Origin of the sequence: Kurthia sp. FSL E2-0154 (assembly GCF_038003625.1) — a bacterium.
Classification (GTDB): domain Bacteria; phylum Bacillota; class Bacilli; order Bacillales_A; family Planococcaceae; genus Kurthia; species Kurthia gibsonii.
The window spans coordinates 1,933,034-1,946,024 of sequence record NZ_JBBOPO010000001.1 but is presented as its reverse complement, the minus strand read 5'-3'; the positions used below and the strand labels follow the sequence as shown (position 1 = coordinate 1,946,024).

The 12,991-nt window shown below is 38.6% G+C and carries 15 protein-coding genes; all 15 read left to right on the top strand.

Annotated elements, in window-relative coordinates; all coding sequences use genetic code 11:
- Positions 1 to 810, top strand: coding sequence for a prolipoprotein diacylglyceryl transferase (gene lgt / locus MHB75_RS09560; protein ID WP_121177061.1), 810 nt, complete (start codon positions 1 to 3; stop codon positions 808 to 810).
- Between the two features lie 60 nt (positions 811 to 870).
- A complete protein-coding gene (ppaX, locus tag MHB75_RS09555) occupies positions 871 to 1,536 on the top strand; it encodes a pyrophosphatase PpaX (RefSeq protein WP_340997376.1) in 666 nt (221 codons plus the stop codon).
- Positions 1,514 to 2,029 (top strand): acyltransferase, encoded by a 516-nt coding sequence (locus MHB75_RS09550; protein WP_340997374.1) that lies wholly within the window; start codon positions 1,514 to 1,516, stop codon positions 2,027 to 2,029. The genes ppaX and MHB75_RS09550 overlap by 23 nt, the downstream gene beginning before the upstream one ends.
- A gap of 182 nt (positions 2,030 to 2,211) precedes the next feature.
- Positions 2,212 to 3,381: an ATP phosphoribosyltransferase regulatory subunit gene (locus MHB75_RS09545; protein WP_141272924.1), complete on the top strand. Its 1,170-nt coding sequence runs from the start codon at positions 2,212 to 2,214 to the stop codon at positions 3,379 to 3,381.
- Positions 3,374 to 4,000, top strand: coding sequence for an ATP phosphoribosyltransferase (gene hisG / locus MHB75_RS09540; RefSeq protein ID WP_141272927.1), 627 nt, complete (start codon positions 3,374 to 3,376; stop codon positions 3,998 to 4,000). Before MHB75_RS09545 ends, hisG begins: the two co-directional genes overlap by 8 nt.
- 10 nt (positions 4,001 to 4,010) lie before the next feature.
- Complete coding sequence (hisD, locus tag MHB75_RS09535) at positions 4,011 to 5,285, top strand: histidinol dehydrogenase (RefSeq protein WP_340997370.1); 1,275 nt, start codon at positions 4,011 to 4,013, stop codon at positions 5,283 to 5,285.
- Between the two features lie 6 nt (positions 5,286 to 5,291).
- Positions 5,292 to 5,885: an imidazoleglycerol-phosphate dehydratase HisB gene (gene hisB / locus MHB75_RS09530; RefSeq protein WP_340997368.1), complete on the top strand. Its 594-nt coding sequence runs from the start codon at positions 5,292 to 5,294 to the stop codon at positions 5,883 to 5,885.
- Positions 5,882 to 6,508: an imidazole glycerol phosphate synthase subunit HisH gene (gene hisH, locus MHB75_RS09525; protein WP_340997367.1), complete on the top strand. Its 627-nt coding sequence runs from the start codon at positions 5,882 to 5,884 to the stop codon at positions 6,506 to 6,508. The genes hisB and hisH overlap by 4 nt, the downstream gene beginning before the upstream one ends.
- Complete coding sequence (hisA, locus tag MHB75_RS09520) at positions 6,505 to 7,242, top strand: 1-(5-phosphoribosyl)-5-[(5-phosphoribosylamino)methylideneamino]imidazole-4-carboxamide isomerase (RefSeq protein ID WP_141272935.1); 738 nt, start codon at positions 6,505 to 6,507, stop codon at positions 7,240 to 7,242. Before hisH ends, hisA begins: the two co-directional genes overlap by 4 nt.
- Entirely contained in the window at positions 7,242 to 8,000 is a 759-nt protein-coding gene (hisF, locus tag MHB75_RS09515; RefSeq protein WP_340997364.1) for an imidazole glycerol phosphate synthase subunit HisF, read from the top strand. The genes hisA and hisF overlap by 1 nt, the downstream gene beginning before the upstream one ends.
- Positions 7,997 to 8,611, top strand: a complete 615-nt coding sequence (hisIE, locus tag MHB75_RS09510) for a bifunctional phosphoribosyl-AMP cyclohydrolase/phosphoribosyl-ATP diphosphatase HisIE (protein ID WP_340997362.1) — start codon at positions 7,997 to 7,999, stop codon at positions 8,609 to 8,611. Before hisF ends, hisIE begins: the two co-directional genes overlap by 4 nt.
- 181 nt (positions 8,612 to 8,792) lie before the next feature.
- Positions 8,793 to 10,313 (top strand): tetratricopeptide repeat protein, encoded by a 1,521-nt coding sequence (locus tag MHB75_RS09505; protein WP_340997361.1) that lies wholly within the window; start codon positions 8,793 to 8,795, stop codon positions 10,311 to 10,313.
- An 80-nt stretch (positions 10,314 to 10,393) separates the two neighbouring features.
- Positions 10,394 to 11,335: a thioredoxin-disulfide reductase gene (trxB, locus tag MHB75_RS09500; protein WP_340997360.1), complete on the top strand. Its 942-nt coding sequence runs from the start codon at positions 10,394 to 10,396 to the stop codon at positions 11,333 to 11,335.
- A gap of 297 nt (positions 11,336 to 11,632) precedes the next feature.
- The gene (locus MHB75_RS09495; RefSeq protein ID WP_068451207.1) at positions 11,633 to 12,103 is read left to right on the top strand and encodes an NUDIX hydrolase; all 471 of its coding nucleotides are present in this window, start codon (positions 11,633 to 11,635) and stop codon (positions 12,101 to 12,103) included.
- A 3-nt stretch (positions 12,104 to 12,106) separates the two neighbouring features.
- Positions 12,107 to 12,988, top strand: a complete 882-nt coding sequence (gene rapZ, locus MHB75_RS09490) for an RNase adapter RapZ (protein WP_340997356.1) — start codon at positions 12,107 to 12,109, stop codon at positions 12,986 to 12,988.
- The last annotated feature ends 3 nt before the right edge of the window (positions 12,989 to 12,991 follow it).

Below are 12,991 nucleotides of genomic sequence, written 5' to 3'. Positions count from 1 at the left end.
ATGGATTTTTTATTAATGCAAATTGATCCGGTAGCCTTTAATTTAGGACCTGTAGCGGTTCGATGGTATGGAATTTTAATCGCAACAGGTATTATCATTGCCTATGTAGTTGCGCAGCGTGAAATGACCAAAAGAGGTTTTAAAGACGACTTTTTAACAGATTTATTAATTTGGACGGTTCCAATTGCAATCATCTGTGCCCGAATTTATTATGTATTATTTGAATGGAGTTACTATAAAGAACATCCAGGACAGATTGTTCAAATATGGCAAGGTGGTATTGCCATTCATGGTGCACTGATTGGTGGTGCCATTACTGTATTAATCTTCTGTAAAAAGCGTGGCGTCAACTTCTGGAAAGTAGCCGATATTCTAGCTCCATCGATTTTAATCGGTCAAATTATCGGGCGCTGGGGCAACTTTATGAACCAAGAAGCTTACGGTAGTGTCGTAGAGCGTTCATTTTTAGAAAGCCTATATTTACCAAATTGGATCATTGAACAGATGAATGTTCAAGGATTTTATCATCACCCGACATTCCTTTACGAATCAATGTGGAATATTGTCGGATTGATTGTTTTATTACTACTTAGAAAAGTGAATCTATTACGTGGGGAAATTTTCTTAATCTATGTGATGTGGTATTCATTCGGACGTTATTTCGTAGAAGGACTTCGTACAGATAGTTTGTACATTGGCCCACTTCGTACAGCGCAGATGGTATCATTAATTGCATTAGTTATTGCGGCAATTGTGATGATTTATCGTCGTAAGAAGATGAATCCAGTTGTACGTTATAAAGATAAATAGTAGAACGCCCGGAACTACATCATGTAGCCCGGGTTGTTTTATATAAAAGGAGTGCTAGCTATGTATTATAAAGGATTATTATTTGATTTTGACGGTACGTTATTAGATACAAACGAATTAATTATGGAAACTTTTTATCATGTCTTATCACCAAAATTTCCTGGGAAATATAAAAAAGAAGATATGGCTCAATTTATCGGACCTTCTTTAAAAGAAACGTTTACAGCAATTGATCCACAAAATGCTGAAAATTTAATCGAAGAATATATTACGTGGAATCGTACGCACCATGACGAATTGGTCTCAGAATTTGATGGTGTAGTCGAAGTACTAACACAATTGAAGCGAGCAGGTTTAAAATTGGCCATTGTCTCAACAAAAAGACGTGAGGCTATTTTAACTGGTTTACATGTATTAGGTGTAGAAGAACTATTCGATGTAATTATTAGTAACGATGAGGTTGAACATACTAAACCACATCCAGAACCTGTCTTACTCGCTCTACAAGAACTTGGTTTACAAAAGCATGAAGTCATTATGATTGGTGATAACTACCATGATATTGAAGGTGGACAAAATGCAGGTGTTCATACAGCAGGTGTCGCTTGGTCGTTGAAGGGAGCAGCATTTTTAGAAGCACTACACCCAACTTATATGCTTTACCATATGCGTGATTTATATCAAATTACAGGAGTGGAAGCCTATGCGCAAAACGACACGCTATAAAGTAGAGGGAGCCTCTTCTTTATGGCAAATTTACAAGACGGTTTCTTTTTGGAAAGTGGCGAAATGTTTTATCGTCATTGAGATCTCACGCGTCACACCATTTCTCGCGATGAAAAATTGGCTCTATCGCCATCTACTACATATGAAAGTCGGTGAGCGAACAGCTTTCGCTTTAAAAGTTGTTCCGGATACGATGTTTCCTGAACGAATATCAGTGGGCGACGATACGATTATTGGCTATAACACGACAATTTTAGCGCATGAATATTTAATTGATGAGTATCGCTTAGGCGATGTGAAAATTGGGAGTCGTGTCATGGTTGGTGCAAACTCGACGATTCTACCAGGTGTTACAATTGGCGATGATGCAGTAGTATCGGCAATGACACTTGTGAACCGAGATGTACCAGCAGGCGCGATGGTTGGTGGAAATCCTATGCAAATTATTTATACAAAGGAACAACGAGAAAAGAAATTATCTGAAAAATCTTAATACGAAATAAAAGAAAAAAAGGCATGTTTGAGGAAATAGAGTAGTTGAAAGACGAATTATTTTACGTGAGCATGTCTTTTTATATATATGAAATTTGACGGTTATCTAGAATTGCGTTAGAATACTATACATCATCACATTAGTACTCTAGTGAACTAAAGTAAAAGATAGGAAGTGGAAGTATGTCTATGATTCGCCCATTCGAAAAGCCATTAGGTATGCGTGACACATTACCAGGGATTTTTGAAAAGAAAGAATGGATACGCCAAGTCGGACGTGAATTTTTCTCTTTAAGAGGATTTGACTTTATTAAGACACCCACATTGGAATATTACGAAACAGTTGGTCGTTTTTCAGCAATTTTAGAGTCGAACTTGTTTAAATTAGTTGATTCACAAGGAAACACACTCGTGTTACGTCCAGATATGACAACGCCCATCGCACGTATTGCCTCAACAAAACTATTAAAAGAAAAAGTACCACAGCGATTAGCTTATTTTTCAAATGTTTTCCGCGCGCAAGAATTGGAAGGTGGAAAGCCGGCAGAATTCGAACAAATGGGGATTGAAGTAATTGGTGATGATTCAATTTACGCAGATACAGAAGTCATTCTAACGACGATTGATTTAATGAAGCGCTTAGGTATTGAATCATTCAAGATTACGATTGGTCATGCGGGAATTTTAGAAGCGATCATTCGAAAAAATGTTCAAACAGAAGAACAGTTTACTGAATTACATCAACTACTCGTGAATCGTAACTATGTTGGTTTTGAAGAAGCAGTGGATTGTTTTGTATTAACGACTGAACAGGCTAGCACATTAAAATCATTTATCGAGGAAGCAACATCCCTTACCAATATGCGACAAATTTCAAAATATCTTTATGAAAAAGAAGCGCTCATTTATATGGAACAACTCGCTTCGATTTTGGAAATTGCTGGCGTACAAGAATACGTGGCATTTGATTTTACAATCGCAAGTCATATGAATTATTACACAGGCATGATGTTTGAAGTATTTGCGGCGAATACAGGTTATCCAATTGGGAATGGCGGACGCTATAATGGATTGCTTGAAAATTTCGGTGCAGATATGAGTGCAGTAGGTTTCGCACTGCGAATTGATTATTTATTAGAAGCAATGCCGAAAATAGAAGATGAAAAAGAGAGTGTTCTTATTCTATTTGTATCGACACAATTGGCACAGGCACTTGAACAAACACAGCAATTGCGCGAACAGGGTTATCGTACGACGATGCAATCTTTAGAAGGAATCGAAAATTTCGCACAATATGAAAAGCAGTTTACGAAAGTAGTACGTGTTGGACAAGGGGGTACAAGTTATGAATGAGCCATTAACAATTGCGATGCCAAAAGGACGTATTTTTGAAGAAGCATATGAGCTACTAATTCAAGCGAATTTCGACTTACCTGAAACAATTGATTTATCACGTAAACTCATGTTGGAAGTACCTTCTGAAAATATTCGCTTCATTTTAGCAAAACCGATGGATGTACCTACATATGTTGAGCATGGTGTAGCAGACATTGGAATCGCGGGGAAAGATACATTACTTGAGCAACAACGCCATGTGCATGAATTACTTGATTTGAAGATTAGTACATGTCATATTGCATCAGCTGGTTTACCGAATACCGTACTAGATGAGATTGCTCCACGTATTGCGACAAAATATCCGAATATTGCGTCAGCCTACTATCGTGAGCGCGGCGAACAAGTAGAAATTATCGGACTGAATGGCTCGATTGAGTTAGCACCGATGATTGGTTTAGCAGATCGCATTGTCGATATTGTCTCAACAGGTCAAACATTGAAAGAGAATGGACTTGTAGAATATGAATATATTACGAATGTGTCGTCACGATTAGTTGCCAATCCAGCAAGTTACCGTATGAAGAATGAACGTATTATAGATTTAGTAAAACGTCTAAAAGCGTGTGTAAAATAGGGGTGAGTAGATGGATATTCAAATATTAACAGCAGGTATTTCTTTAAAGCGTCAACTTGAAACAGGGAATGAGATGCAACTGCAAACAGTTCGTGCAGTTATTGAAGATGTAAAGCAGCAAGGTGATGAAGCAGTAAAAGCGTATACAGAAAAATGGGATGATTTTCGTTTAGAAAAACTACTTGTTACACAGGAAGAAATCGCTGCAGCTGTTCAGGCGATGGATGAAGTCATCTTACAAGACTTGCGTGAAGCAGCAGCCAATATTCGTCGTTATCACGAACAACAAAGTCGTCAAGGATTCAAACTACCATTACAAGATGGTTCATATTTAGCGCAGCGTATTTTACCGCTAACATCAGTTGGATTATATGTACCAGGTGGTTCAGCAGCCTATCCTTCTTCTGTATTGATGAATGTGATTCCAGCACAAGTTGCGGGTGTAGAACGCGTAGTCATTGCAACGCCATGTGATGCAACAGGGAAATTACCCGATGCAGTACTTGCAGCAGCTTCGATTTTAGGCATTACAGAAATTTATAAAATGGGCGGTGCGCAGGCAATTGCAGCACTCGCATATGGTACAGAAACGATTCAACCCGTCGACAAAATTACAGGTCCAGGAAATATTTTTGTAGCACTTGCAAAAAGGGAAGTGTTTGGTGATGTCGCAATTGACATGATCGCGGGGCCCAGCGAAATCGCTATTTTAGCAGATGAAACTGCCTATGCTGATGAAGTAGCAGCCGATTTACTATCTCAAGCAGAACACGACGCCCTTGCATGTTCCATCTTAATTACAACGAGTGAACAACTCGCTCAAGCTGTTGCAACACAAGTGGAAAAACAATTGCAGACATTACCAAGAGAATCAATCGCTCGTCAATCAGTTGAACGCTTTGGTCGTATTTATATAGCAAGTTCGATGGCGGAAGCAGTAGAAGCTATTAATCAGTTAGCACCCGAACATTTAGAAATTGTAACGAAAAATGCAGAAGCAGTAAGTGAACAAATTCGCCATGCAGGTGCCATCTTTTTAGGGCGTTACAGTTCAGAGCCTGTAGGTGACTATTTTGCAGGAACAAATCACGTCCTACCGACAAATAGTACAGCACGATTTGCTTCGGGGTTAAATGTCGATGATTTTATTAAGAAAACAAGTGTTGTCTATTATACCGAAAAAACATGGGAACAAAACGCACCGAAAATTGCACGTCTCGCACGTTTAGAAGGATTGGAAGGACATGCGAGAGCAGTTGAATCAAGAGGTTGGGAGAAGGAGTGAATAGTGATGGGAACACGTACAGCGAGTATTACACGTAAAACGAATGAAACACAAATTGCGATTGATTTTGATTTAGATGGTACGGGACAAGTAACGGTCAATACAGGTGTACCTTTCATGAATCACATGCTTGATTTATTTATGAAGCATGGTTTATATGACGGGAAAATTGAAGCGAATGGCGATGTTGAAATTGATGACCACCACACAACAGAAGATTTAGGTATTGTTTTAGGTCAAGCGGTTCGACAAGCACTTGGCGATAAAAAAGGTATTAAACGATATGGACATGCTTTTGTACCAATGGATGATGCGCTAGCACAAGTCTATGTGGATTGTTCAGACCGCCCACATTTAGAATTCCGTGCCACTTTACCAGCTCAAAAAGTCGGCACATTCGATACAGAACTCGTACATGAATTTTTATGGAAGTTTGCACTAGAAGCTCGTATGAATGTACATGTTATTGTGCCATATGGTCATAATACACATCACATTATTGAAGCGATTTTCAAAGCACTTGCGCGTGCCGTTGATGATGCTGTTCAAATTGATCCACGTGTACAAGGCGTACCGTCAACAAAGGGGTTACTTGGATGAAAGTAGGAATCATTGATTATGGTATGGGAAACTTGTTTAGTGTGGAGCAAGCAGTTAAAAGATTAGGCTATGAAGTAATTGTGTCTTCAGAGATAGAGCAGCTAAAACAAGCAGATACGTTCATTTTACCTGGTGTTGGTGCATTTGCAGATGCGATTGGTTGTTTAGAAAAGACAGGATTGAATCACTTTGTTTATGAAATAGCGGAACAACAAAAACCACTACTCGGTATTTGTTTAGGTATGCAATTACTATTTGAAGATAGTGAAGAAAATGGTTTCTTTAAAGGTTTAGGTATTTTTAAAGGGACAATTCGTCGCTTTGATGACGAAAAAGTACGTGTACCGCATATGGGATGGAATAACCTTACATTCACACCTAATTGGCAAGAACCAAAGGAATTAGTAGATTATTATGTTTACTTTGTTCACTCGTATTACGGTGTAGATTTAGCACCCGAACAATTAGTTGCCTACGCAGAATATGAAGGAATTCGTGTTCCGGGAATTGTACAAAAAGGCAATGTAACAGGTATGCAATTTCACCCTGAAAAATCAGGCACTTGCGGTATGACACTATTAAAAAATTGGTTACAACAAGTAGAAGGGGAGACGCAATCATGACAGCAATTCAAATTTTCCCAGCGATTGATATGCGCGGTGGTAAATGTGTCCGTTTATTTAAAGGAGATTATGCGCAAGAAACTGTTTACGGTGATTCACCATTTGATATGGCAAAAAGTTTTGCAGATGCAGGTGCGACGTTCATACATATGGTTGACTTAGATGGTGCAAAAGACGGTGAACGTGTACATGCAAAAGATGTTGTCCGTGTTGCAAAGGAATTACCTCTGCGCGTACAAATTGGTGGCGGTATCCGAACAGAAGAAGATGTTTCATTTTATTTAGATCAAGGTGTAGAACGTGTCATTATTGGAAGTCTCGCAATTCGTGAACCTGAACTTGTTGCTTCCTTTATTGAAAAATACGGTGCAGAGCGTATTGTCATTGGATTGGACGCAAAAGATGGTATGGTCGCAACGCATGGCTGGCTTGAAACATCGAATCAAACAGCGATTGAAGTTGGAAAGTATTTTGCAAGTAAAGGCGCAAAGCACTTTGTTTTTACAGATATCGCAACGGACGGAACACTTCAAGGACCAAATATTGAAGCAAATGAAGCATTAGCGCGTGCAACAAGTGCAAATATTATTGTATCGGGTGGAATGAGTAGTTTAGCTGACATTCAAGCAGTGAAAGAAGCTGCGAAATCAACAACGATTGCGGGTGTGATTATTGGTAAAGCTTTATACACAGGACAATTCACATTAGAAGAAGCGCTGAAGGAGGCAGAATAATGCTAACTAAACGAATTATTCCATGCCTCGATGTAAAAGATGGTCGTGTCGTAAAGGGGGTTCAATTTGTATCGCTACGTGATGCAGGAGATCCTGTAGAACTCGCTACTTTTTATAATGAACAGGGTGCGGATGAATTAGTGTTTTTAGATATATCTGCAACACACGAAGGAAGAGAGACGATGGAAGATGTCGTGCGACAAACAGCCGCTACATTATCCATTCCATTCACAGTAGGCGGTGGTATTCGAACGCTAGAAGATATGAAGCGCATGCTACGAGCGGGAGCTGATAAAGTATCGCTTAATTCAGCTGCACTACAAAATCCAGAAATCATTGAAGAAGGTGCGCGCTATTTTGGCTCGCAATGTATCGTTGTAGCAATTGATGCGAAGTGGAGTGAACAAGACAACACATGGATGGTATTCACACATGGCGGACGTAACCGACTTGATGTTGAAGCAGTTGCATGGGCGAAACAAGCAGTTACATTAGGTGCTGGTGAATTACTTATCACGTCGATGGACTCAGACGGTGAGAAAAAAGGATTCGATCTACAATTGATGAAAGCCATCCGAAAAGAAGTCAATGTACCGATTATTGCAAGTGGCGGTGCGGGGAATGCCGAACATTTTTATACAGTGCTTGAAAATGCGGATGCCGATGCAGCACTTGCTGCTTCCATCTTCCACTATAAAGAGACAAGTGTAGAAGAAGTGAAAAGTTATTTAAAAAATAAAGGAGTGTCGATTCGATGAAAATTCAATTTGGAGCAGATGATTTAGTACCGGTCATCATTCAACATGCACGTACAAAAGAAGTATTAACTTTAGCCTATATGAACGAAGAATCGTATAAAAAAACACTCGAAACAAAAGAGACTTGGCTGTACTCGCGTTCACGTCAAGAGCTTTGGCATAAAGGAGCTACAAGTGGACATACACAAAAAGTCGTTGCGATGCGTACAGACTGCGATCAAGATGCACTCGTTGTGGAAGTATTACCGAATGGACCTGCTTGTCATACAGGTGCAACATCTTGCTTCCATGAAGATGTGATTGAAAAATCACTTGCGATTGGTTCACTCGATATTTTAGAAACATTGAAGAATGTCATTCAAACGCGCGAACACGAAATGCCAGCGAATGCGTACACAACGTATTTATTCGAACAAGGTGTCGATAAAATCGGTAAAAAAGTGGGCGAAGAAGCAACGGAGGTTGTCATCGCTGCGAAGAATCGTGATGCAGAAGAATTGAAGTGGGAAGCAGCCGACTTGTTGTATCACTTACTCGTCTTATTACAAGAGCAAAAATTAGATTTATATGATGTATTAAGTGTCTTACAAAATCGTCATGAAAAACATTAATTCACAGTGTACTTTATTTTAACTATGTTATAATATACGGTATTATGCAAAAGCTTGGGATTGGCTTAAGGTTGGTCTTATGTGTATGACGCATGAAAAACGAAAAATCGCGTATTGACGCGGTTTTTCCTTTTTGTTGCGAACCTTCTGCCCCAAGCTTTTCTTTTCGGAGGAATATTTCTTGGAAGAATTTAACGACAAACAAAAGCCAAAACCGAATATCGTATATTTCTTGCCATCGGGAGATTTCTACTATCAAAAAGCGCAGGATGTTATGGGACGTGGCGATTTAGGGAAGGCAGCGATCTATTTACAAAGAGCGATTGAGCTGAGCCCAACAGATGCGATGATTTATTTGCAGTATGCTGTTGTTGAGTTAGAGCAAGGGAATGTTGAGAAGGCACGCGAATTACTATTAGAAGCAGATCGATTAGAGCCGAGAAACCCTGAGACAGTTATCTTTTTAGCAGAGACCTCAGCAGGACTAGGCTTTTTAGAAGATGCACTTTATTATGCTAATTTATATTTAGATTTTGATGAAGGCGGCGAATTTACAGCAGAGGCAAAAGATATTTTAGATTTTGCACATGCCACACTTGAGAAGATTCCGTCAGAAGAACCGAATGTGAATCGCGTCTATATACATGAACAAGAGCGAGCGCGTCAACTGATGGAAGAAGGACATCACGAACAAGCGGTTGAGATTTTTGAACAGATTATCGCAGAAAACCCATTCTTCTGGTCTGCCTATAATAATTTAGCACTCGCTTATTTTTATCAGGGAGAGGAAGAACAGGCACGTGCCTTGTTGCGTGAAGTATTACATGGGAATTATGGGAATTTACATGCGCTATGTAACTTAACGGTTATGGCATATTATGCAAAAGAAGATGAAGAACTCGTCTATTTAGAGAGTTTACTTATTAAATTACATCCGTATAAATTTGAACATCGCTTCAAGTTAGGCGCGACACTTGCACTGATTGGACAGTATGAGTTAGCTTATAAGTGGTTGAAAAGTTTATATAAGAATGGTTTCTCAGGTGATGGCAGTTTCTACTTCTGGTTATCACATTCTGCTTATTTTGCAGGAGATGAAGCGCTATCTCGTAAAGTGTGGACACAGTTATTAGAAGTTGACCCATCAAAAGAAGGTTTCGAACCATGGGTACATGCAATTGTACAAGAAGATGATTTACTTCGTGATGTGGAGTATATTCAAAGTTTATTACAACATGATGAACGCTCGGAACGCTTATTTGGCTTATTTTTATTAGAAAAATCACCTCATAAACATGAAATTTTAGCGAACCCGACGATTATAAAGGTAGAGGAATATACAGCGATTGAAAAAGTATTTCTCGCTTTTGTATTAGGGCGCGATTTAGAAGATGAAGCAGTCTTAAAACCTTTATTTCACATGGTCGAAGTAGCTGAAATTTTGTATCAACGAGTAGAGCCGATGCAAATTGAAGATACCTTCCCATTCCAAATGTGGTTCATCATCTGTGAAAATGCGCTAGATCAAGGTTATGCATTTAAAAATACGGTTGCATTAGCTGCAGCAGTTGAATATATGTATCGATCATCGCGTGCGAAAGTAACGAAGAAATTGATTGCGGAAGAATATCATATTTCACCGCAAACGTTGACGAAATATGTGAACGAACTTATTCCGTTTTTACCGATGTTTCGTCCATGAGCAAATAACTTGAGTAGGTATAGAAAATGCTATACCATAATAGGGGATATAGAAGTTTTTTTTAGTAGGAGGAGTTAAACATGTCAGAAGAAAAAATTTATGATGTTGTCATTATTGGTGCAGGTCCAGCAGGTATGACTGCAGCGGTTTATGCTTCACGCGCAAACTTAGCTACATTAATGCTTGAACGTGGTATTCCAGGTGGTCAAATGGCGAATACAGAAGAAGTAGAAAACTACCCAGGTTTCGATACGATTTTAGGACCAGAGCTTTCTACTAAAATGTTTGAACATGCAAAAAAATTCGGTGCAGAATATGCATACGGTGACGTTTCAGAAGTCATCGATGGTAAAGAATATAAAACAATTAAAGCAGGTTCTAAAGAATATAAAACACGCGCGATTATTGTTACAACAGGTGCAGAATACAAAAAAATGGGTGTACCTGGTGAGAATGAATTAGGCGGTCGTGGTGTAAGTTACTGTGCTGTATGTGACGGTGCATTCTTTAAAAACAAAAATTTAATCGTTGTTGGTGGTGGAGACTCAGCAGTTGAGGAAGGTATGTACTTAACTCGTTTTGCTGAAAAAGTAACAATTGTTCACCGTCGCGATAAATTACGCGCACAAAAAATCTTACAAGATCGCGCATTTGCGAACGAAAAAATTGATTTTATTTGGAATAATACTGTAAAAGAAATCAATGAAAAAGATGGTAAAGTAGGTAGTGTTACATTAGTAAATACAGTTGATGGTTCAGAATCAACTGTCGATGCAGACGGTGTATTCATTTATATCGGTATGAACCCTCTAACAAAACCATTTGAATCATTAGGTATTACTAATGAAGCTGGTTACATTCCAACGAACGAACAAATGGAAACGAAAATTCCAGGAATCTACGCAGCAGGTGACGTACGTGATAAAACATTACGCCAAATCGTAACTGCTACAGGTGATGGTAGTATCGCAGCTCAAGCTGTGCAACATTATGTTGAAGAATTAAAAGAAACATTAGCATAAATAACCATAAGATACAGATGATACTTGTTCTTAATCATTCTGTAACCCGAATGAAACATTCAAACTGTATAGTATAAAGTGTAATAACCCTTTTTGAAATACTATTGGTGAAGATGATTCTATTCAAGTAGATGAAATCAGAATGAGAGGAAGCGCTGGCGAGCGTTTCCTCTTTTTCGTGGTAAATAAAAAGGGTGTAAATTTTTAAATTTTGTAAGAAACACCCGGAACAGTGTATAATAGAAAATAGGATTTTTTTAATACTAAGAATATGAAAATAGAGATGAGGTGGCGCGTATGCAACGAATTGCAAATTTAATTGTGCGTAAAGGTGATGAAGTACTTCTTTTGAAAAAACCTAGACGTGGATGGTATGTGGCACCCGGTGGGAAAATTGAAAGTGGTGAATCCATTTACGAAGCAGCGGCTAGAGAGTTTTTTGAAGAGACAGGGACGCGTGCTGTCAAACCACATTTAAAAGGAATTTATACAATGGTCATTCAAGAAGACGGTGAATTTGTTGACGAGTGGATGCTTTATACTTTTGTAGCAAATGATTTAATTGGAGAACCTTATACCGAAACACGAGAAGGTATTTTAGAGTGGCATCCAATTGAAGATTTAAAAACATTACCAATGGCTGAAGGAGACCGTACAAATTTATTGTTCGCTGTAGAACAAAGTGGTATGCAGTACGGTACATTCACATACACGAAAGATTTCGAACTACTAGCCGAAAAAATACAGCAATCAACAGAGGAGAAATAGATCATGCCACAAACAGATGAATCAAAAGAATTAATCATCATTACAGGAATGTCGGGCGCAGGTAAATCAGTAGCTGTACGCTCTTTTGAAGATTTAGGCTATTATTGTATCGATAATTTACCACCTGCACTTCTTCCTACGTTTATTCGTTTGATGCAAGAATCGAATAAAGAAATTACACACACAGTGGTCGTAATGGATTTACGTGGTGGTGATTTCTTCTCTACTTTAATGGATGCACTAGATGAAATAGAACGTGAAGATGAAATTAAACCGTACATTCTATTTTTAGATGCAGATAACGAAACTCTTGTGCGACGTTATAAAGAAACAAGACGTGCACATCCCCTTGCTTCTAAATCATTACCGCTTGATGGGATTAAAAAAGAGCGTGAATTACTGGCAGATATTAAAGGGCGTGCAAAGCAGATTTATAATACGTCGATTATGAAGCCAAAAGAATTGCGCAATTTATTACTAGAGCAGTTTTCAAACGAAACAAAAAATACATTCTCGATTAACGTGATGTCTTTTGGTTTTAAACATGGCATGCCAATCGATGCCGATTTAGTTTTTGATGTGCGTTTTTTACCAAACCCTTACTATATTGAAGATTTACGTCCGAAAACAGGTCTAGATGATGAAGTTTCTTCTTACGTATTAAAGCAACAGGACGCAAAAGCATTAATTGAGAAGCTGACAGACCTTTTTGAATTTATGGTTCCGCGCTATAAAGACGAAGGTAAAGCACAATTAGTTATCGCATTCGGTTGTACAGGTGGACAACACCGTTCTGTTACATTAGCCGAATACTTTGGACATGAATTAGCGAAGATTTCTTCAACTGTTGTGTTCCATCGTGATCTTGCGAAAAAAGAGGGCTAATGC

What these genes read in the sequence shown, in the direction of transcription:
- ppaX (WP_340997376.1), top strand. Translation starts at nt 871, where the DNA reads ATGTATTATAAAGGATTATTATTTGATTTTGACGGTACGTTATTAGAT.
- rapZ (WP_340997356.1), top strand. Translation starts at nt 12,107, where the DNA reads ATGCCACAAACAGATGAATCAAAAGAATTAATCATCATTACAGGAATG.
- hisG (WP_141272927.1), top strand. Translation starts at nt 3,374, where the DNA reads ATGAATGAGCCATTAACAATTGCGATGCCAAAAGGACGTATTTTTGAA.
- trxB (WP_340997360.1), top strand. Translation starts at nt 10,394, where the DNA reads ATGTCAGAAGAAAAAATTTATGATGTTGTCATTATTGGTGCAGGTCCA.
- MHB75_RS09545 (WP_141272924.1), top strand. Translation starts at nt 2,212, where the DNA reads ATGTCTATGATTCGCCCATTCGAAAAGCCATTAGGTATGCGTGACACA.
- hisD (WP_340997370.1), top strand. Translation starts at nt 4,011, where the DNA reads ATGGATATTCAAATATTAACAGCAGGTATTTCTTTAAAGCGTCAACTT.
- hisA (WP_141272935.1), top strand. Translation starts at nt 6,505, where the DNA reads ATGACAGCAATTCAAATTTTCCCAGCGATTGATATGCGCGGTGGTAAA.
- hisIE (WP_340997362.1), top strand. Translation starts at nt 7,997, where the DNA reads ATGAAAATTCAATTTGGAGCAGATGATTTAGTACCGGTCATCATTCAA.
- hisH (WP_340997367.1), top strand. Translation starts at nt 5,882, where the DNA reads ATGAAAGTAGGAATCATTGATTATGGTATGGGAAACTTGTTTAGTGTG.
- MHB75_RS09550 (WP_340997374.1), top strand. Translation starts at nt 1,514, where the DNA reads ATGCGCAAAACGACACGCTATAAAGTAGAGGGAGCCTCTTCTTTATGG.
- lgt (WP_121177061.1), top strand. Translation starts at nt 1, where the DNA reads ATGGATTTTTTATTAATGCAAATTGATCCGGTAGCCTTTAATTTAGGA.
- MHB75_RS09495 (WP_068451207.1), top strand. Translation starts at nt 11,633, where the DNA reads ATGCAACGAATTGCAAATTTAATTGTGCGTAAAGGTGATGAAGTACTT.
- hisF (WP_340997364.1), top strand. Translation starts at nt 7,242, where the DNA reads ATGCTAACTAAACGAATTATTCCATGCCTCGATGTAAAAGATGGTCGT.
- hisB (WP_340997368.1), top strand. Translation starts at nt 5,292, where the DNA reads ATGGGAACACGTACAGCGAGTATTACACGTAAAACGAATGAAACACAA.